Origin of the sequence: Streptomyces sp. CB01249, from assembly GCF_001905735.1 — a bacterium.
Taxonomy (GTDB): Bacteria; Actinomycetota; Actinomycetes; order Streptomycetales; family Streptomycetaceae; genus Streptomyces.
The window spans coordinates 692,741-711,462 of sequence record NZ_LISW01000003.1; the positions used below are offsets into that span (position 1 = coordinate 692,741).

Sequence of the window (18,722 nt, forward strand, 5' to 3'; positions counted from 1 at the left end):
GGACCCATGACCACCTTGCGCGTCGGACTCGTCGGCTACGGCCTGGCGGGGTCCGTCTTCCACGCCCCGCTGATCACCGCCACCGAAGGACTGGTCCTCGACACGGTCGTCACCCGCGACGAGGAGCGCCGCGCCCAGGCCCGCGCCGCCTACCCAGACGTCCGCTTCGCCGACTCGCCCGACGAGCTGTGGCGGCGGGCGGACGAGCTGGACCTGATCGTCATCGCGTCGCCGAACAAGACCCACGTACCGCTCGCGCGGGCGGCCCTGGAGGCCGGGCTTCCGGTGGTCGTGGACAAGCCGGTCGCGGGCACGGCGGCCGAGGCACGGGAGCTCGCGGCGCTGGCCGAGGAGCGCGGGCTGCTGCTCTCGGTCTTCCAGAACCGCCGCTGGGACAACGACTTCCTCACCCTGCGCGCGCTCCTCGCGGACGGCGCGCTGGGCGAGGTCCAGCGCTTCGAGTCCCGTTACGAGCGGTGGCGCCCGCAGCTGAAGGGCGGCTGGCGCGAGTCCGGCGACCCGCAGGAGATCGGCGGGCTGCTGTACGACCTGGGCAGCCATGTCGTCGACCAGGCGCTGACCCTGTTCGGCCCGGCGGCCCAGGTGTGCGCGGAGTCGGACCTGCGGCGGCCGGGCGCGGCGGCCGACGACGACACGTTCGTCGCGATCACCCACGCCTCCGGGGTCCGCTCCCACCTGTACGTGAGCGCCACGACCGCCCAGCTCGGGCCGCGCTTCCGGGTGCTCGGGTCGAGCGCGGGCTTCGTGAAGTACGGCCTCGACCCCCAGGAGGCCGCCCTGCGCGAGGGCGCCCGCCCGGCCCCGGGCGAGCCGTGGGGCGAGGAGGGCGAGGAGCTGTGGGGCCGGCTCGGCGCGGGCGAGTCCCCGCTCACGGGCGGCGGCACCCCGGTCCGTACGCTCCCGGGCGACTACCCGGCGTACTACGCGGCGGTCAGCGACGCGCTGCGCGGGACGGGCGACAATCCGGTGACCGCTCTTCAGGCCGCCGAAACCCTGGACGTCCTGGAGGCGGCCCGCCGCTCGGCCCGCGAGGGGATCACCGTCACCCTGCGGCCCACCGGCGCCTCCGCCCACGCAACCGAGGAGCAGCCCGTATGAACCCCACCGCTCCGACCATCTCCGAGCTGATCGCCCAGGAGCGCCGGCTCACCCTGCCGCACTTCGGCTACGACGACGCCTACGCGCTCGGCGCCCTGCTCGTCTCGCTGGCCCGGGAGCGGCACGCCCCGGTCGCGATCGACATCCGGCGCGGGGCGCAGCAGCTGTTCCACGCGGCGCTGCCCGGTTCGAGCGCGGACAACGACGCGTGGATCGACCGCAAGCGCCGGGTGGTCGAGCGGTACGGCGAGAGCTCGTACCTGGTGGGGACGCGGTTCCGGGCGAAAGGGACGACGTTCGACGAGGCGTCCCGACTGGACCCCGACGTGTACGCGGCGCACGGCGGCTCGTTCCCGGTCGCGGTCGAGGGCGCGGGCGTCATCGGCTCGGTGACGGTCTCGGGGCTGCCGCAGGCGGAGGACCACGCGCTGGTGGTGGAGGCGCTGGAGCAGTTCGTGTCGCGGATCGACGGCTGACACGTACGGAGGGGTGGGGTCCCGTACGCGACGGACCCCACCCCTCCGATGTATTGAAGCCCTCTACGCGTCCTTCAGCTCCTGCCGCTGCCGGCCGAGTCCGTCGATCTCCAGCTCCACGACGTCACCGGCCCGCAGGTACGGCTTGGGCTCGGGCTGCCCCATGGCGACGCCGGCCGGGGTGCCGGTGTTGATGACGTCGCCCGGGTGGAGCGTCATGAACCGGCTCACATAGCGGACGACCTCGCCGACCGGGAAGATCTGGTCGGCGGTGCTGCCGTCCTGCTTCAGCTCGCCGTTGACCCAGAGCTTCAGCGGGAGGGCCTGCGGGTCGGCGACCTCGTCGGCCGTGACCAGCCAGGGGCCCAGCGGGTTGAACGTCTCGCAGTTCTTGCCCTTGTCCCAGGTGCCGCCGCGCTCGATCTGGAACTCGCGCTCGGAGACGTCGTGCGCGACCGCGTACCCGGCGACGTGGGCGAGTCCTTCCTCGGCCGTCTCCAGGTAGCGCGCGGTGCGCCCGATGACGACGGCGAGCTCGACCTCCCAGTCGGTCTTCACGCTCCCGCGCGGCACGAGCACGGTGTCCTCGGGCCCGACGACGGTGTCCGGGGCCTTGAAGAACAGGATCGGCTCGTCGGGGATCCGCGCCCCGGTCTCCGTGGCGTGGTCGTGGTAGTTCAGCCCGATGCACACGATCTTGCCGATGCGGGCGAGCGGCGGGCCCACCCGCAGCCCCTCGGCGTCGAGCGCCGGCAGCTCGCCGGACGCGGCCGCGGCGGCCCGCACCCGGGCGAGCGCGTCCTCGTCGGCGAGCAGGGCGCTGTCGATGTCGGGGACGACACCCGACAGGTCACGCAGGGTTCCGTCCTGGTCCAGCAGCGCCGGTCGTTCCGCGCCCGCCGTACCCACACGAAGCAGCTTCAAGAGTCGTTCTCCTCGGTCGGATCAGGCCCGTCGGATGGGTGGCGGCCATCGCAGGCTTGTCCGATCCTCCAAGACATCCGATCACTCCGCAAGACCCTGTTCACCACCTGGACCGGGCCGCCCCCGCGCCGGAGTTACGCGGCCGTGGCGACCGCGGTACTCGGCACGGTCATGTCGCGGTACAGGAAGGCCCGCTCGATCGCGGTCCAGGTCGTGCTGGTGACCACGTACAGCGCGGCGGCCAGCGGCACGAAGGCGACGGTGAAGAGGGTGAAGAAGGACATCAGCGGCATGAGCTGGTTCATCGCGCCCATACCGGGCATCGGCTGCCCGTCGGGGCCGGTGGCCGGGGTGACCGGGTTGGCGGCCATCTGCCGCTTCGTACGCCCGTAGTTGAAGGTGGCGACGGCGGCCACGATCGCGAAGAGGCCCAGGTAGACGAGACCCTGCGCGCCGAACATGCCGCCGTGCGACAGGGCGTCGTGCCAGCGCTCGCCGAGCGGGGCGTCGAAGAGCTGGTGGCCCAGGAGCGAGTTGGCCTTGTCGCCGATCTTCTGGCTGGAGAAGAGGTGGTAGAGCAGGAAGAACGCCGGCATCTGGAGCAGGCTCGGCAGGCAGCCGGAGAGCGGCGAGACCTTCTCCTCGCGGTGCAGCTCCATGAGCGCCTTCTGCATCTTCTCGCGGTCCTTGCCGTGCTTCTTGCGCAGCTCGGCGATCTGCGGCTGGAGGCGGCGCTGCGCCTTCTGCCCGCGCGCGGCGGCCCGCGAGAGCGGGTGCACGGCGAGCCGGACGAGCGCGGTGAACAGGACGATCGCGGCTGCGGTGGACGCGCCTTGGAAGAGCGGGTGGAGCAGGTCGGCGAGAGCGCCGACCAGGCTGGCGAAAGCGGACATGAAGGCGGACATGGGCAGGGCCTTTCGTTTGGATCAGGCCGGATCAGGGAGCGGGCTCCGGTGCCGTGCATCGCAAGGCGGAGGATTGAGGCAACGCGGAGCGTTGGTGATTGACGACAACGCCGCGAGGTGCGGCGCCGGGGCCCGCGAGCCCGGCATGATCCAAACGAAAGGCCCTAGGCCCTCCGGGGTCTCGTCATGCGGGAAGCGAGGAAAACGTGCTTCGGCGTGACGGGTCCGCGAAGGGGCTGGTGCGCCCTACGCGGCCGTCGGGAGGGCGTGGCCCGGTGCTCGGGGGCGTCGGCGCCCCTGGGCGTCCGGGTCCCGTTGCGGGAGGAACGCGGTGCGCTTCTCCCGGTCGCGCATGGCGGTGCGCACCCGGGTGCGGGGCACCGGGGCGGCGCAGCGGGCGCTGATGACCGAGCAGGCGACGAGCGCGGTGCCGGCGGCCGCCGTGGCGGCGAGCGCGACGGCGGCGGAGATGCTGCCGCCCTCGGCGAGGAGCACCTCGGTGAGGAGGAAGAGGAGCAGCCCGGCGGGGCGCAGGACGCGGGAGAGACCGTCGCGTACGCGGCTCATGGCGTCGGTGTCCATGGGCGGTGCCTCCCTTCCGTCTGCGCTCCTGTCGGTCCATCCGTTATACACGACCGGCCGAGCGGGTCAACGTACGTTGACAGCCATTCGGTCCGCCGCCACCTCGTCCCGGGCCAGCACCTCGTCGTCCGGCCGTTCGTCGCGCTCGCGCGGACCGGCGTACGTCACCGCGAGCGCGACGGCCAGGTTGGCGGCGAGGGCGACGATGCCCGCGTTCACACCCCAGACCGGGTCGTGCTCCGTGAAGACGAACCCGCACACCACGCCGACCCCGACGACGAGCCCGGACAGCGCCCCGAGCAGCGTCAGCCGCCGCCACACCAGCCCCAGCAGCACCATGGGGAGCAGCTGCGCCATGCCCTCGTACGAGATGAGCGAGAGGCGTACGAGGGTGTTGGGGGCGGTGTACGTGAGGAGCAGCGCCAAGGCGCCCGCGACCACGACGACCAGCTGCGCGGCGCCCTTCTGCCGGCGCTCCCAGCGCGGCACGAGGGAGAGCACGCTGCGGCCCCACATCGTCCCGATGACCAGCATGAACACCGCCATCGGCACGATCGAGGAGAGCGCGGCGGCGACCCCGATGACGCCGACCGACCAGGCGGGCAGCGAGTCCGTGACCAGCTCGAAGAGCGCGAGGTTGGACTCGGCGCCGACCAGCCCCGGCACCACGAACAGCGCCGCCATGCCGAGCAGCATCGGAACGAAGAGGAGGACGTTGTAGGCGGGCAGCCACATCGCGTTGCGCCGCAGCACGTCCGCGTTCTTCGCGCCGAGGTAGCCGGCGACGGTGGTCGGGAAGATCACGACGGTGAGCGAGTTCAGGAACGACGTCGTGATGAACCACGCCTGTCCGAGGCCGCTGTCCCCGTGGCCGGGGAAGGTCAGCCACTCGCTCTTCTCGGTGACGAGCCGGTCGAGGAAGGGCCCGTAGCCGTCGAAGTAGTGCACGGGCACGTAGATCGCGAGGAAGCCGAGCGTGACGATGACCAGCAGGTCCTTCAGCACGGACACCCAGGCGCTGCCGCGCAGCCCGCTGACCACGACGAAGCCGGTGGTGACGGCGAAGGCGATGAAGTAGGCCCAGTTCAGGCTGATCGCGCCGTACGAGATCGTGGAGACGACGACGCCCATGCCGGTGATCTGGAGCTGGATGTACGGCAGCAGGAACACGGTCGCCAGGACGGCGACGAGAGCGCCCAGCCAGGGCCGCCCGAAGCGGTGCGCCACCATGTCGGTGATCCCGACGAGACCGTGCTTGCGCGCGTACGCCCACAGCATGGGCCCGACGACGTAGCCGACGGCGTAACCGCAGGACATGTACGCGACGACGTACAGGACGGGCGCCCCGTAGTTGTAGCCCCAGCCGGCGGCACCGAGGTAGCTGAAGCTGGTGTAGCCCTCGCCGGCCATCAGCACCCAGATGAAGACGGTGCCGAGGCTGCGCCCGCCCACCGACCACTCGGCGAGCCCGCCCCCGCCGCCGCGCGTGCCGCGTACGGCGAGCAGCCCCAGGGCGACGGTGGCGACCATGAAGACCCCGAAGACGGAGGTCGCGACGGCGGCGTTCACCGGCGGTCACCCCGCCGGGTCAGCCATACGGCGACGGGGGTCAGCAGGGTCGCCCCGAGCAGCCAGAAGAAGAGGAACGGCAGCCCGAGAACGACGGGCCGGACCCGGTTCACGAACGGCAGCGCCCCGAGGTAGAGCACGTAGGGGACCAGCAACCACAACAACTGCGGACGTCGTCTGAGCACGTGGAGACACGTTAGAGGGTCGGCGGCGTGCGCAGGACCTTGCCCGGGGAGTAGCCCCCGTCGCGTGCCCGCACAGCAGTACGGTGTGGTGCATGCGCCCCGACACCCCTGCCGACCACATCTCCGAAGCCGAGCGTCTGCTCCGCACCGCGGCGCAGTACCCCGAGGACCACGAACCGCTGCTCCTGCAGGCCGCGGCCCACCTGGAACTCGGCGGCGACCGCGCCCGCGCCACGACGCTCTACGACGAACTGCTCGGCGACTCCCGCACCGAGCACCCGCACCTGGTGAAGGCGCTCAGCGCCGCGAACCTGTGGGAGTACGGCCACGAGGCGGAGGCCCGCGCGCTGATCGACGGCGTCCGCGTGGCAGCCCCGCAGGAGGCGGCCCCGTGGGAGATCGCGGCCGAGACGCTGGAGGCCCACGACGAACTGGAAGCGGCCCACGACCTCTTCTCCACGGCCCTGCGGCTGCTGATCGCCCCGGGCGAGGAGGTCCCGTACCAGACCCAGTCGCTGCTGACCGGCCGCCACCGGGTGCGCCGCCTGATGGGCGTCGCGCACGACGCGTGGGACGAGCTGGCGGACACCCTGCACACGGCGGCGGTCCCGCTGGACGAGCTCCACGACCCGAAGCGGCTGTGGTCGCTCGGCTCGTCGGACCCGGGCGAGCTGCGCGCCGAGATCACCCGCCTGCGCGCCGAACTGGGCACGTACCGCACGGCGTTGTCCCGCCCGTTCCCGGTGGCGGTGCTGCACTGGCCGGCCGCCGAATTCCGCGAACTCCTCACGGCGTACCCGAGCCTGGGCAGCGAATACGCCTCCCACCCGGACCACCTGGCCCGCCTGGAGGCGGCCCTGCGCGACCTCCAGGCGGCGGGCACCCCGAACCTCGGCATCGTCCGCGGCACGGTCCCCTCCTACGAGGCCTTCGCCGCCTCCGAATCCGCGTCCCCGGCGGACCCGGACCTCCTCCCCCAGTACGCGACGACCCTGGCCGCGCGGGGGCGCGCGGTGCCGTGGCCCCCGGCGAAGAGCGCGGAGTGCTGGTGCGGGTCGGGGGAGTCGTACCGGGGGTGCCATGGGGGGCGGGTGTAGGGGCTGAAGCGGGCGTCGAATAACCGGTGCCGGGGCGCGCCCCGGCTCCGTACCCTTCGCCCATGCCCGAACTCCAGCGCCTGCGCCCCGACCACGCCCCGGCCGTCCTCGCCTTCGAGAAGGCCAACCGCGCGTTCTTCGCGGCGTCGGTCCCGGACCGGGGCGACGCGTTCTTCGCCGACTACCCGCCCCGCCACGAGGCCCTGCTCGCCGAACAGGCCGCGGGGATCTGCCACTTCCACGTCCTGGTGGACTCGGGCGAGATCCTGGGCCGCTTCAACCTGATGGACGCGGCGGACGGCACCGCCGAACTCGGCTTCCGCCTCGCACAAAAGGCCACGGGCCGCGGCCTGGCGACGACCACGGTGCACCAGCTCTTCGACTTGTGCCGCACGCGGTACGGGCTGACGACGCTCCGGGCTAGGGCGGCGGTACGGAATGCCGCGTCGCGTGCGGTGCTCGGTCGGACGGGGTTCGTGGAGACGGGGGAGGCGGTGGAGTTGAGCGGGGAGGCGGGGGTGGTGTTTGTGCGGGTGCTGGGCTAGGCGTTCTGCGCGCGAGCTGCCCAGCGGCTGCGGTGCTGCCGCACACAGTCGCGGTCTATGTCGTGCCCGGGCAGCACATACAGATCGCCCAACACCTTCTGGCTGAAGGCGTCGATGACCTTGAGGTCATCGGTGATGAGCCGCATGCCATTGTCGAAGAGGACGTGACAGTTCGGACAGAGGCAGAGGATGTTGCTACTCACGTCCTTGCCGTTGTGCGGTCGGCCCAGCGCGTGGATATGCGCACCCTCGCTGTACCGTCCCCCCTCTGCGTCCACGACCAAGGGAATGCGGCACATCTGGCAGACGTTCCGGTAAATGTTCTTGACGGCCCGAGCCTCAGCGGTGTTCCGTACGCGCCGCTGAACACTGACGTACTTCGCGGCGGCCTTCTCAAGCGGCGTGACCGGTCGAATCTCTACGGCGTCTCCGCTCTCCGCCGAATCCCAGGGCTCCACGGCCGCCGACTTCGCCAAACGAAACTGCCACATAAGAAAGCCACGGTCAGTACGGACACTCCAGTAGTCCTCAACGAGGTAGAGCCCGCGGTACCTGTAGCCCTCGGTCGCCTTGCGCCGCTTGATACCCAAGCCGTGTACGTATCGGATGGGCAGGCCCTCCCGATAGTTGACCAGCATTCCTTCGTTGACCTTGGTCAACTCCTGGTTTGCGGTGATGTGCCCGTCCTTGTCAGGCGACCCGCCCTGCGCGGTGTAGATGATGACGTCGCCGTGGTCCTCGTCGGCAGCGTAGCCACCGCTGGCCACGATCGAGTCGACTCCTTGGTGCGCCGTACCGGAGATTCCCTGCCTGGAAAACCGGTGAACGTCAGCCGCGTAAAGATCGTCATGCGTACGGAACCATGCCCCTTCCGCAACGTTCGGAGGGGGACCAAAGTAGATGGGCTTCGACTTCGAGGGTGCCATGCGATCATTCTGTCAATGGCGGATACCTTCGATCAATATCTTTGCTGACCAGCACCGGTGTGACGAGCTTTCCCCCTGGGCGGCTCCGCCGTGGTCCACACCGCCCGCACCCCCGCTCGCATCCGAAGGAGTCCCCATGCCGGCCCGGCCCCTTCTCTTTCTGGACGTCGACGGGCCGTTGAACCCGTATGCCGCGCAGCCCGAACGGCGCCCCGCGGGCTACACCACCATCCGCGTCCCCCGGGACGCTCTCGCCGCCACGGAGCACGGCTTGCTCCGGTCCTCCGCGCCGCCGTTGCGGGTGTGGCTCAATCCCGGGCACGGCGAGGCTCTGTTAGCGCTCGGGTACGAGCTGTGCTGGGCCACCACCTGGATGAACGACGCGAACACGTGGATCGGGCCCGTTCTCGGGCTGCCCGAGCTGCCGTTCGTGGACTTCGGGGAGGGGCTGTTCCGGGAGCGGCCCGACGGTGTGCACTGGAAGTGCGAGGCGTTGATCGCGTACGCGGGCGGCCGGCCGTTCGCCTGGGTGGACGACGAACAGAGCGACGCCGACCACGCCCACGTGAGCGCCCACCACCCGGGGCCGGCGCTCCTTCGCCACGTGAATCCGCGGATCGGGCTGCGGGATGACGACTTCGCCGCGCTGGCCTCCTTCGCCGCGTCCCTCGCCGGGTCCGATCCCACTTCCCTCTGAGCGCCTCACGACCGACAATGGGGACAACAAGCGAGGGGCCGCTGTCCGTGGTGCCTCCGGTGTAGTGGGGGAATCATGGGTCTGGTCATCGGTGTCGTCGTCGGTCTCGTCGTGGTCCTCGCCGCCATCCTCGTAGCGCTCCGCAAGCGCGGCGGGTCCGGCGAGCGTGGGGCCCTGGAGCGCGGGGCGGGGCAGCAGGGGCAGGCGCAGGGGCTGGCGCACGGGCATGCGCAGGGCCAGGGCATGGGGCCGTACGGGGGCTGAACCCCGGTCATGCCCCCCCCTGGGCAGGCCCCGCCTCTCAAGGCCAAGGCCCGTCCGCCGGCAGGTAGCCGAGTTGGGCTGCGTGGACGCCGGCCTGGAAGCGGCTGCGGGCGTCCAGGTGGCCCAGGAGGCCGGTGGCGATGCGGCGGGCGGTGCGGGGGGAGACGCCCAGGCGCTTGGCTATGGCCTCGTCCGTGTAGCCGCGGGCCAGCAGGCGGAGGGTTTCGTGTTGTTGGCGGGTCAGTGAGCGGTCGTCGGGTTTCTCGCACGGGCCGAGGGGTTCGGCGTCGCTCCACACGTTCTCGAACAGGGCCTCCAGCGCCGCGATGAGGCCCGGGCCCGACACCACGAGGGCGCCGAGCGAGGAGTCCTGGTCGTCCAGGGCGACCAGGGCGAGGCGGTGGTCGGTGATGATCATGCGGGTGCTGAGCGAGGGGGCCGTGCGGATTCCGGCGCCGAGCGAGGCCAGCCAGGTCACGTGGGCCACCGTCGGCGGGTGGTTGTGGATGCTGTCGAGATAGACCGTGCGCATCCGCACCCCGCGCTCCAGGAGCTCCTGGTTGAGGGGGCGGGAGGCGTGCATGTTCTCCTCCGTCTGCGCACCGCCCGTCGCGAAGGTCAGGATCTCCTCCTCCACCTCCTCGTGGAGCCGCGCCAGGTAGTCCCGTACGTGGTCCACGCCGTCCAGGTGCACCACCGGCGACTCACCGGCGGCGGGATGGGGGGCGGGGAGGTCGCAGAGGAGTTCGGCCACGGCCGCCTCCCCGTCCGCCAGCCGCTGCCGTTCGGCGGCGAGCAGGGCGCGGCGACGGGTCAGCAGCTTCTCCAGGCCCAGCCTGGGATCGACCACGTGCAGGCGCTGCTCACCGGCGCCCGCGGCCGGCCGCACCAGGGACAGGCCGCGTAACTCGTCCAGGGCGGCATCGAATTGAGCCTGCGTCAGGCACAGGCGGGAGCGGTGCTCTGCGAGGGACGCGTACGGCTGTGCGAGCAGTGCCCGGTAGACGATCTCCGCCGTGGCATCCAGGCCCAAAGGGTCGAGCATCGTCCCTCCACACTAGGAGCACTGTCTCTTGCCGTAGTTATTACCTCGAGGCAGCGAAATCTACTCTTCCGCACTCCGGTTGCGCGGCGCTAAAAGGCCACGCCACGGGCGTGTGAACGGTGGCGAACGGTCTCCGGGCGGTCGGCGACGGCCCTGACGTCCACATGCTGGACGGAAGGGGCCATGGCCTCATCGGTCCACCGGTCTCGCCTTCACCGTCGCGTCACCGGCGTACAAAACTCACGGCTGTCGAACGCTCCCCACCCATGGTTCGAAGGGCTTCCGCATGACGTATCTCCACCGGTTCTCCTGTACCGCCTCCCCGTCCCCCGTCCTGCCCGAGCCCCCGGGAAACCGGCCGCACGACTTCGGCTGGCAGTAGTCCCCGGTTCCTGCACGGGTACGACGAGGCAGCGGTCCGGCGACGGGCCGCCGAGAGTGTACGGGGAAGGCGGACGACGGTGCTGTTCCAACTGCTCGGGCCCCTGAGCATCACCGATGGGCGGGACCTCGTGGTCCTTCCGCCCTCCAAGCCGACCGCGCTGCTGGCCGCCCTGCTCATCCGGCCGGGGCGGGTCGTCTCCACCGACCACCTGCAGGAAGCCGTCTGGGGCGAGGAACAGCCCGCCACGGCCAAGGCCGCGCTCCAGAGTTGCGTCCTGCGGCTGCGCCGGATCTTCGCCAAGTACGGCATCGAGGACCAGGCCGTCGTGGCGGTCGCCGGCGGCTACCGCATCCACGCCGACGCCGAGACCCTCGACCTGCTCCACTTCCGGCAGCTCGTCGGCCGGGCGGCGGGGGCCGGCGAGGACTCCGAGCTGTACACCCTGCGGGCCGCCCTCGCCCTCTGGCAGGGGCCGTTGCTCGCCAACGTGCCCTCCGGGCTGCTGCACCGGGACGAGGTGCCCCGGCTGGCGGAGGAACGCCTGCGGGTCCTGGAGAGGGTCTGCGACATCGAGCTGGAGCACGGCCGTTGCCGCGAAACCCTCGTCGATCTTTGGGAAGTTACGCGCGTATACCCGGCTCACGAGCGATTTTCCGAGCAGCTGATGCTGGCCCTCTACCGGACCGGGCGGCAGACGGAGGCGCTGTCGGAGTACCGGAGGATCAAGGCCTATCTGCGAGAGGAGCTCGGCGTCGATCCCCGGCCCGGACTCCAGCGCCTGGAACTGGCGATCCTGCGCGGTGACGACCTGGGCGCCCCGGACACCGGGCACGCCCCCGTCTCGCTCGTGGCCTCCGCCCCACCACCGGCCGCGCTTCCGCCGCCGCACCCGCTCCCGCTCCCGCCGGAGGACGGGGGCAGTCCCCCGGCGACCCCCCTCCCCGCGGTGCCCGGCTTCACCGGGCGCCGGAGCCAGGTGGAGGAACTCGTCCCGCTGCTGACGTCCGCCGCGGCCCCCGAGCGCGCCCCGGTGGCCGTGCTCTCCGGGGCGCCCGGCATCGGCAAGACCGCGCTCGCCCTGCACGTGGCGCACCTGGTGAGCGGGCAATTCCCGGGCGGCTGCGTCCTGTTGCCGCTGACCTCGCCCGACGGCACCCCGCGCCCGACCGAGGAGGCCGCCGCCGAGCTCCGCGACGCGCTGCCCCCGGGGTCCGGCACCGGGCGGGGCCGTACGCTCCTGATCCTCGACGACGCCGTCCACCCCGACCAGGTACGCCCCCTGCTCACCGCCAACGCGGGCGGTGCCGCGATCGTCACCAGCCGGATGGGGCTCGCCGCCCTCGTCGCCACGCACGGCGGCACCGTGCACCGGCTCGGCGCACTCGGCCCCGAGGAGTCGTACGCCCTGCTCACCGCCGTCCTGGGCCGGGAACGCGTCGCCGCCGAGCCGGCCGGGGCGCGGCTGCTGGCCGAGGTGTGCGGGCACCATCCGCTCGCCCTGCGGATCGCCGCCGCCCGGCTGCTCACCCGGCCCCTCCTGAAGCCGGCCGACTGCGCGCACTGGCTCCGCCACGGCCTGCCGGGCCGCCTCAGCCTGGCCGACGACCCCCGGATGTCCGTACCGCTGACCCTGGACGAGGCGGTGGGGCGGCTCCCTCCGGTGCTGGCCGAGGCGCATCTCCGGCTCGGGGCGGCGGCGCGGGGCCCGCTCACCGCGGACCTGGCCGCCGCCGTCCTCGACGTCCCGTGGGAAACGGCCGAGGACGTGCTGGAACGCCTTCTCGACGCGGGCCTCCTGGAGGAGGAGCACCCGGGCACGTTCCGGATGCACGAACTGCTGCGCGCGCACGCCCGGCGCGCGGCCGTCTCCTCCGTCCCGGCCTCCGCCCCCGGGCGCGCCCGGGCACTCCCGCGCCCGCCACGGCGCGGGGACACACCCCAGGCGGGCAGTACCCGGCCCACCGCCCTGCGGTGACGCCCCGTCACCGCGCCGCGGACGCCGCCCACCGCGCCCGCCGGGACCGGCCACCCCGCCCCTGACACCGGTACCACCGCTCCGTACGCCCCCACCCGCCCCCCAGCCGGACAGCGCGGCCCGCCCCGGGCCCCGTCCCAGCCCCAGAACAAGAGGTGTGACGCAGGCATGGCAGCAACGCCGTACACAGAGACCGCCGGGACCCGGCCGCGAGTCCGCCGTGACGTCCTGTTCACCGAGACGCCCGACGGCGTCATCTTCCACAACGCCGACGGGGGGTTCCGGCTCACCGCCGCGTCCGGCTACCGGTTCGCCACTCTCCTGGTGCCCCACCTGGACGGCAGCAGATCGGTCGAGGAGATATGCCAGGGCTTCGGCGACCGGCAGAAGGCCATGGTCGGCGAACTCGTGAAGGCCCTCTACGCGCGGGGCTTCGCCCGGCCCGTACCGGCGCCGGACGAGTCGGCGGACCCGCGGACGGCCCCGGCCGCCGCCGCACGCTTCGCCCAGCAGATCGCCTACATCGACCACTACGCGGACGAGGCCGACGCCCGGTTCGCCCGCTACCGCTCCACCCGGGTCGCCGTGCTCGGCGACGGCCCCGTGGCCCGCTGGTGCGTGCTGTCGCTCATCCGCAACGGCTGCGCCGCCATCGGCGTCGACGCCGCCCTCCTCGACGGCTCCGGGGGCACCACCGCCGAGGAGGCCGCGGAGGTCCGGCAGGAGGCGGCCCGGGCGGCGGAGAAGGACTGCCCCGTCGAGCTGTCCGCACTCCCGGCGGGGCCCGGCTGGGCGGCCTACGACGGGTACGACGTCGTCGTCGCCGCGGCCGGTCCCCAGGTGCCGGGGACCATGCTGGCGCTGCTCCGGGAAGGGGTGCCCGAGGGGCGGACGCTGCTCCCGGCCTGGACGTTCCAGGGGCGGGCCGTCGTCGGGCCGGTCATGACCCCGGAGGCGGCGGCCTGCTGGGCCTGCGCGGCGCTGCGGCTGGGCGCGGCCGGTGGTGCGGCCGACACCGCGGCCGCCGGTCTCTGGAGGGGGCTCGCCCTCGGCACCGGCACCCCCGGGGCCCAGCCCGTGGGGCCGCTCGCGGCGATGCTCGGCAACCTGCTCGGCTACGAGGTGTTCCGCCTGGTCACCGGCGCGCTCCGGGCCGAGACCCGCGACCGGATCCTGCTCCAGGACATGGCCTCGTTCGACGTGGCGTCGGAGCCGCTGCTGCCGCATCCGGCATGCCCGTTCTGCGCGACGCCCGCCGCCCTCCCCGAGCCGGTCGACCTGGCGTCCGCGCCGGTCCGTCCGGCGTTCCTCCCGACGGCGGACACCGCCGCCGACGACGAGGCCGCCCAGGGCCCGCTCGCCGCACTCGAACGCCGCTCCGCGCTCGTCCAGCCGTACGCCGGGGTGTTCACCGCCTACGCCGACGAGAAGCTGACCCAGACCCCGTTGAAGGTGGGCTCGGTCGTCCTGGGGGGTCTCGGGGCCCAGGGCCGCAGGACGGTCACCGCCTTCGACGTCCACCACACCGCCGGGGCCCGGCTGCGGGCGCTGAACGCCGCCGCCACGCTCTACGCCGAGCACGTGGTGCCCGCCCCGGCACCCGACGACGCCACGGCGCAACTGCCCGCCGTGGACCCGGACGGCCTCACCGTCGCGTCCGGCACCGGCGGCACCGGCACGGCCACCCGCTGGACGGCGGCCGTCTCGCTGCTCACCAAGGAGCTGGTCCGGGTGCCCGCCGGGGCGGTGCGCCCCTTCGGCGCGGACAACGCGGACCGCCGCTTCGAGCCGACCCGGGCCGGTGCCGGAGCCGGGGCGGACCTGCCCGAGGCCGCCGGGGCCGGGCTGCTGTCGGCGCTCGCCCACGACGCGCTGCGCCGGGCCGTCCGGGGGGCCGGGACGGTCTCCGTCCTCGCGCCCGAGCTGCTCGGCGAGCACCCCGAGCCGGTGTTCCTGCTGCGGTCGGCGGCCCATCTCGGCCTCACCGTCGAGCTGCTGGACCTCGGCGAGCGGGCGTTCTCCGGGGCGTCCGTCGTCCTCGCCCGGACGACCGGCACCCCCGGCCCCGCCCTCTGGGCCGTCGGCGCGGCCCCGGACCTCGCGACGGCGGCCGTGGACGCCCTGCGGGACCTGCTGGGCGAGGCGCAGACGTCCGAAGCAGGGGCGCGGGCGGCCGGGGACGGGGCCCGGGCCGAGGGACCCGGCGCCCCGGACACCGGTGACCCGCTGCTGCGCGACCTGGACCCGGCGCTCGTCCCGGTCACCTCCGAGGAGCCCGCCGCCCCGGACGCCCCGGCCGGGGAGGACGACACCGGCTGGACCCGCATCCTCGAACGCCTCGCCGCCGCCGGGCGGGACGCCCTGGTCGTGCCCACGCACGCCGCCGACCTGCCCACCGCGGGCATCCACACCGTGCGTGTCCTGCTCACCCGGGCGGCCGTCGATGCCGGCTGACAGCGCCGTACGCCCGCTGCCCGCCGAACGCCCTGCAGCCGTCGAGCGGTTCGCCGCGGCGCTGCGGGACGCGCTCGGTGAGGGCGGCGCCGCCCCGGCCGTGTCGGTCGCGCCGCTCGGCGTCCGGGACGCGTACGCGCCGACCGGCGACCCGGACGAGGACACCCGGGCCGACAGCGCCGCCGTGCCCGTCCACCTCTACGGCCGCCAGGTGCTGATCGGCCCGTGGCCCACCCGGGACGGGCGGGCCGGCTGCGGCACCTGTCTCGCCCGCCGCTGGCAGGGCGTGCGCTCGGTGGCCCTGCGCGAGGGCCTCGAACTGGGCCACGGCACCCGGGCGGTCGGCGACTGGCCGTACGGCACGCCCTTCGCCGTGACCGCCGTCGCCGCCCTGATGGCGGGGCTCGCCGGTGCGGAGCCCGCGCCGGGCCCGTACCCCCGGGTCCACCTGCTGGACCTGGACGCCATGACCGTACGCAGTCACCCCCTGGTCCCCGATCCGGAGTGCCCCGACTGCTCCGCGCCCCGCGACGACACCGCCGAGGTGGCGGCGCTCACCCTGCGGCCCGCTCCCCCGTACCGGCCGGGTGTCTTCCGGGTGCGGCGGGTGGAGGACTACCGGCTGCCGGAGGACGCCTTCGTCAACCCGCACTGGGGCGCGCTCGGTTCCTCGGTGACCTGCGATGTCGCCTCGACCACCACCTCCGCCACCGTCGGCTGCTTCTCGACCCGGTCCGGGGACTACCTCCGGGAGACGTTCTGGGGCGGCCACGCGGACACGTACGCGCACAGCCGGAGCATCGGGGTCCTGGAGGCGCTGGAGCGTTACGCCGGGATGCGGGCCCGCGCCCGGACCACCCGGCTCACCGCCTCCCTGGACGAGCTGGGTCCCGACGCCGTCGACCCGCGTGAAACCGGCCTGTACGACGAGGAGTTCTACGCCCGGAACCCCTGGGTGCGCCCCTTCGCGCCGGACCGGAAGATCCCCTGGGTGTGGGGCTGGTCGCTGCGCGACGACCGGCCCCGGCCGGTGCCCGAGGTCCTCGCCTACTACCACGCCCCGGGCCTGGAGGGCCGGTTCGTGCAGGAGAGCTCCAACGGCTGCGCCTCCGGGGGCAGTACGGAGGAGGCCGTCTACTTCGGGCTGATGGAGGTCATCGAACGGGACGCCTTCCTGCTCGCCTGGTACGGGCAGGTGCCCCTGCGCGAGATCAACCCGGCGACCAGCACCAGGGCCGCCACCCGGCACATGGTGGACCGGCTGGCCATGTACGGCTACCGGGCCCGCTTCTTCGACACCCGGATCGGCTTCCCCGTCCCCGTGGTCACCGGCTGCGCCGAACGCTTCGACGGCTCCACCGGCCGGATGTGCTTCGGCGCGGGCGCCGGGCTCGACCCGGAATCCGCCCTGGACTCCGCGCTCCGCGAGATCGCCACCGACGCGGTCAACCTCGTCGGCCGCACCCTGCGCGACGAGGAACGGCTGCGCGCCATGGCCACCGACTTCGACCGGTTCACCACCCTGCACGACCACCCGTTGGCGTACGGCATCCCCGAGATGGGGCGGCACGCCGACTTCCTGCTGCGGCAGCCCGAACCCCGCCCGCCGCTCTCCGTCGCCGACCTGGCCTGGCCGGACGGCTGGGGCGAGCCGGCCGTCCCCGACCTCCGGGCGGACGTGCTGCGCGCGGTCGGCGCCGTCACCGCCGCAGGGTACGACGTGGTCGTCGTCGACCAGACCCTGCCCGAGCAGCGCGCGCTCGGGCTGCACACCATGAAGGTCCTGGTGCCGGGGCTGCTCCCCATCGACTTCGGCTGGTCCCGCCAGCGCGCCCGGCACATGCCCCGGATGCGCACCGTGCTCGGCCCTGCGGGCCTCAACCCGGCCCCGCACCCGTTCCCATGACCGTACGCCAGCCGCATCCGCCCGTCCGAGACCATGCGAGAGGGGGCCGCCCCATGGGGTACGCCCACGAGTACGCCGACGCCGTCCTGCACCGCGGCCGCGTCCCGATGGAGCCCACCGACTTCGTCCCGGACTGGCCCGACGCCCCGCGCCGGGGGAAGTTCTACCCGGGTGTGGAGCCGTACGCCCTCCCGGACGGCGACGGCCTCCCGGACGCCCCCGCCGCACGCGGTCTGCTGCCCGCCCCGGACGGCGGAGCGGCGGCGGGCGACCCGGCCGGTTTCACCCTGCCGCTGCTGTCGGCGATGCTCAAGGACTCGTACGGGCTGACCGGCCGCCGCCTCGGCGTCCAGGCCAACAGCGACCTGTCCGGGCTGCCGCTGCACACCCACGCCAACTGGTCCCGGGGCACCGCGGGCGGCGGCGGTCTCTACCCGGTCAGCATCTACTGGGCGTCCGGCCCCTCCGGGCCGCTGGCCCCCGGCATCCACTACTACGACGTCCAGCGGCACGCCGTGCAGCGGGTGCTGACCGGTGACGTCTCCGCCCGCGTCCGCGAGGCGCTGGGGCCCGACGCGCCCGAGGAGGCCCGGGAGACGGACCAGTACCTGATCCTCGGGGTGAAGTACTGGCAGAACGCGTTCAAGTACAACAGCTTCTCGTACCACGTGGTCTCCACCGACCTGGGCACCCTCGTGCAGACCTGGCGGATCTGGGCGGCGGCCCGGGGCCTGGTCACCTCGCCCGTCCTGTGGTTCGACGAGCCCCGGCTGAACGGTCTGCTCGGCACCGAGGGAGAGGAGGAGGGCGTCTTCGCCGTCGTCCCGCTCCGCTGGGACACCTCGGCCCCGGCCCCTTCGGCGGCCCCTCGCGGACCCGACCCGTCCGTGCGGCACCGGGACGCCGAACGGTCCCGCACCGTCCGGACGTTCCCCACCGTCCTCGCCATGCACGCCGCGACCACCCGGGACGCGACGGAGCGCCCCGCCCCCGGCGCCCTGGCCGCCGCGGCGGCGCTGCCCACCCCGCCGGGCGGCACCCGGACCGCCCTCCCCGCCCCGGCCTTCCCCGCCGTGTCCGTGCGGCACGCCCTGCGCACCCGGCGCAGCAGCTTCGGCCGCTTCGACGCGGCGCGCCCCGTCACGCCCGCCCAGCTCTCCGCCGTCCTCGCCGCCTGCGCCGGGACGTCGCTGCCCAGCGACGCGGACCCGGACGGCGCGGTGCGCCAGACCCGGATGTACGCCTTCGTCAACCACGTCGAGTCCGTCGAGCCGGGCGCGTACGTGTACGACCCCGAGGCCGGGGAGCTGCGGCTCGTCGACGCGGGGCCGCAGGGGGCCTTCCTCCAGAACACCTACTTCCTCGCCAACTACAACCTGGAGCAGGCGGGGGCCGTCCTTGTGCCGGCCGTCCGCACCACCGCCGTGCTGGACGCGGTGGGGGACCGCGGCTACCGCCTGGCGGCCGGCACCGCGGGCGCCGTGGCCCAGACGTTCTACGTGGCCGCCGCCGCGCTCGGGCTCGGCGCGGGCGTCGCCCTGGGCTTCGACAACATCGCGTACGTCGAGAAGCTGGGCCTGGGCGACGGCGACGAGGCACCCCTGCTGATCATGCCGCTCGGCAACGAGCGGCCCCGGCCCGCCGACTTCCGGCACGAGATCGCCTGAC

The 18,722-nt window shown here is 73.5% G+C and carries 17 protein-coding genes; 10 read left to right on the plus strand and 7 right to left on the minus strand.

Going from position 1 to position 18,722, the window contains the following annotated elements; all coding sequences use genetic code 11:
- Positions 1–6 precede the first annotated feature (6 nt).
- Together AMK18_RS18775 and AMK18_RS18780 are read left to right on the plus strand one after the other, a co-directional pair.
- The gene (locus tag AMK18_RS18775) at positions 7–1,119 is read left to right on the plus strand and encodes a Gfo/Idh/MocA family oxidoreductase (protein WP_073863634.1); all 1,113 of its coding nucleotides are present in this window, start codon (positions 7–9) and stop codon (positions 1,117–1,119) included.
- On the plus strand, positions 1,116–1,595 hold the full coding sequence (locus AMK18_RS18780; RefSeq protein ID WP_018105680.1) for a heme-degrading domain-containing protein: 480 nt from the start codon (positions 1,116–1,118) through the stop codon (positions 1,593–1,595). Before AMK18_RS18775 ends, AMK18_RS18780 begins: the two co-directional genes overlap by 4 nt.
- A 63-nt stretch (positions 1,596–1,658) precedes the next feature.
- Here AMK18_RS18780 and AMK18_RS18785 read toward each other — a convergent pair whose 3' ends face one another.
- The 5 genes from AMK18_RS18785 to AMK18_RS18805 form a co-directional block, all read right to left on the minus strand.
- A complete protein-coding gene (locus AMK18_RS18785) occupies positions 1,659–2,519 on the minus strand; it encodes a fumarylacetoacetate hydrolase family protein (protein ID WP_026171864.1) in 861 nt (286 codons plus the stop codon).
- Positions 2,520–2,653: 134 nt separating this feature from the next.
- Positions 2,654–3,424, minus strand: coding sequence for a YidC/Oxa1 family membrane protein insertase (locus AMK18_RS18790; RefSeq protein WP_018105678.1), 771 nt, complete (start codon positions 3,422–3,424; stop codon positions 2,654–2,656).
- A 246-nt stretch (positions 3,425–3,670) separates the two neighbouring features.
- Positions 3,671–4,006, minus strand: a complete 336-nt coding sequence (locus tag AMK18_RS18795; RefSeq protein ID WP_018105677.1) for a DUF6412 domain-containing protein — start codon at positions 4,004–4,006, stop codon at positions 3,671–3,673.
- Between the two features lie 66 nt (positions 4,007–4,072).
- Positions 4,073–5,575: a sodium:solute symporter family protein gene (locus AMK18_RS18800; protein ID WP_018105676.1), complete on the minus strand. Its 1,503-nt coding sequence runs from the start codon at positions 5,573–5,575 to the stop codon at positions 4,073–4,075.
- On the minus strand, positions 5,572–5,730 hold the full coding sequence (locus tag AMK18_RS18805; protein ID WP_018105675.1) for a DUF3311 domain-containing protein: 159 nt from the start codon (positions 5,728–5,730) through the stop codon (positions 5,572–5,574). Before AMK18_RS18805 ends, AMK18_RS18800 begins: the two co-directional genes overlap by 4 nt.
- A gap of 122 nt (positions 5,731–5,852) precedes the next feature.
- Here AMK18_RS18805 and AMK18_RS18810 point away from each other — a divergent pair, with 122 nt between their 5' ends.
- Together AMK18_RS18810 and AMK18_RS18815 are read left to right on the plus strand one after the other, a co-directional pair.
- Positions 5,853–6,857, plus strand: a complete 1,005-nt coding sequence (locus AMK18_RS18810; protein WP_018105674.1) for an SEC-C domain-containing protein — start codon at positions 5,853–5,855, stop codon at positions 6,855–6,857.
- A 62-nt stretch (positions 6,858–6,919) separates the two neighbouring features.
- Entirely contained in the window at positions 6,920–7,402 is a 483-nt protein-coding gene (locus AMK18_RS18815; protein ID WP_073863635.1) for a GNAT family N-acetyltransferase, read from the plus strand.
- Here AMK18_RS18815 and AMK18_RS18820 read toward each other — a convergent pair.
- Positions 7,399–8,328 carry a YDG/SRA domain-containing protein gene (locus AMK18_RS18820; protein ID WP_073863636.1) on the minus strand — a complete coding sequence of 310 codons (930 nt, stop codon included), beginning with the start codon at positions 8,326–8,328 and terminating at the stop codon, positions 7,399–7,401. The genes AMK18_RS18815 and AMK18_RS18820 overlap by 4 nt on opposite strands.
- A 136-nt stretch (positions 8,329–8,464) precedes the next feature.
- On the opposite strand from AMK18_RS18820, the gene AMK18_RS18825 reads away from it, so the two are divergent.
- Positions 8,465–9,025 (plus strand): hypothetical protein, encoded by a 561-nt coding sequence (locus AMK18_RS18825; RefSeq protein WP_073863637.1) that lies wholly within the window; start codon positions 8,465–8,467, stop codon positions 9,023–9,025.
- Positions 9,026–9,100: 75 nt separating this feature from the next.
- Positions 9,101–9,289: a hypothetical protein gene (locus tag AMK18_RS18830; RefSeq protein ID WP_073863638.1), complete on the plus strand. Its 189-nt coding sequence runs from the start codon at positions 9,101–9,103 to the stop codon at positions 9,287–9,289.
- Between the two features lie 37 nt (positions 9,290–9,326).
- Here the strand turns inward: AMK18_RS18830 and AMK18_RS18835 are convergent, their stop codons facing one another.
- Positions 9,327–10,334 carry a helix-turn-helix domain-containing protein gene (locus AMK18_RS18835; RefSeq protein ID WP_073863639.1) on the minus strand — a complete coding sequence of 336 codons (1,008 nt, stop codon included), beginning with the start codon at positions 10,332–10,334 and terminating at the stop codon, positions 9,327–9,329.
- Positions 10,335–10,795: 461 nt separating this feature from the next.
- Here AMK18_RS18835 and AMK18_RS18840 point away from each other — a divergent pair, with 461 nt between their 5' ends.
- The 4 genes from AMK18_RS18840 (at position 10,796) to AMK18_RS18855 (ending at position 18,721) form a co-directional block, all read left to right on the plus strand.
- Positions 10,796–12,694: an AfsR/SARP family transcriptional regulator gene (locus AMK18_RS18840; protein WP_073863640.1), complete on the plus strand. Its 1,899-nt coding sequence runs from the start codon at positions 10,796–10,798 to the stop codon at positions 12,692–12,694.
- Between the two features lie 168 nt (positions 12,695–12,862).
- A complete protein-coding gene (locus AMK18_RS18845; protein WP_073863641.1) occupies positions 12,863–15,148 on the plus strand; it encodes a TOMM precursor leader peptide-binding protein in 2,286 nt (761 codons plus the stop codon).
- Complete coding sequence (locus AMK18_RS18850; protein ID WP_073863642.1) at positions 15,138–17,054, plus strand: TOMM precursor leader peptide-binding protein; 1,917 nt, start codon at positions 15,138–15,140, stop codon at positions 17,052–17,054. The genes AMK18_RS18845 and AMK18_RS18850 overlap by 11 nt, the downstream gene beginning before the upstream one ends.
- A gap of 53 nt (positions 17,055–17,107) precedes the next feature.
- Positions 17,108–18,721, plus strand: coding sequence for a nitroreductase family protein (locus AMK18_RS18855; protein ID WP_073863643.1), 1,614 nt, complete (start codon positions 17,108–17,110; stop codon positions 18,719–18,721).
- Position 18,722: the final 1 nt, after the last annotated feature.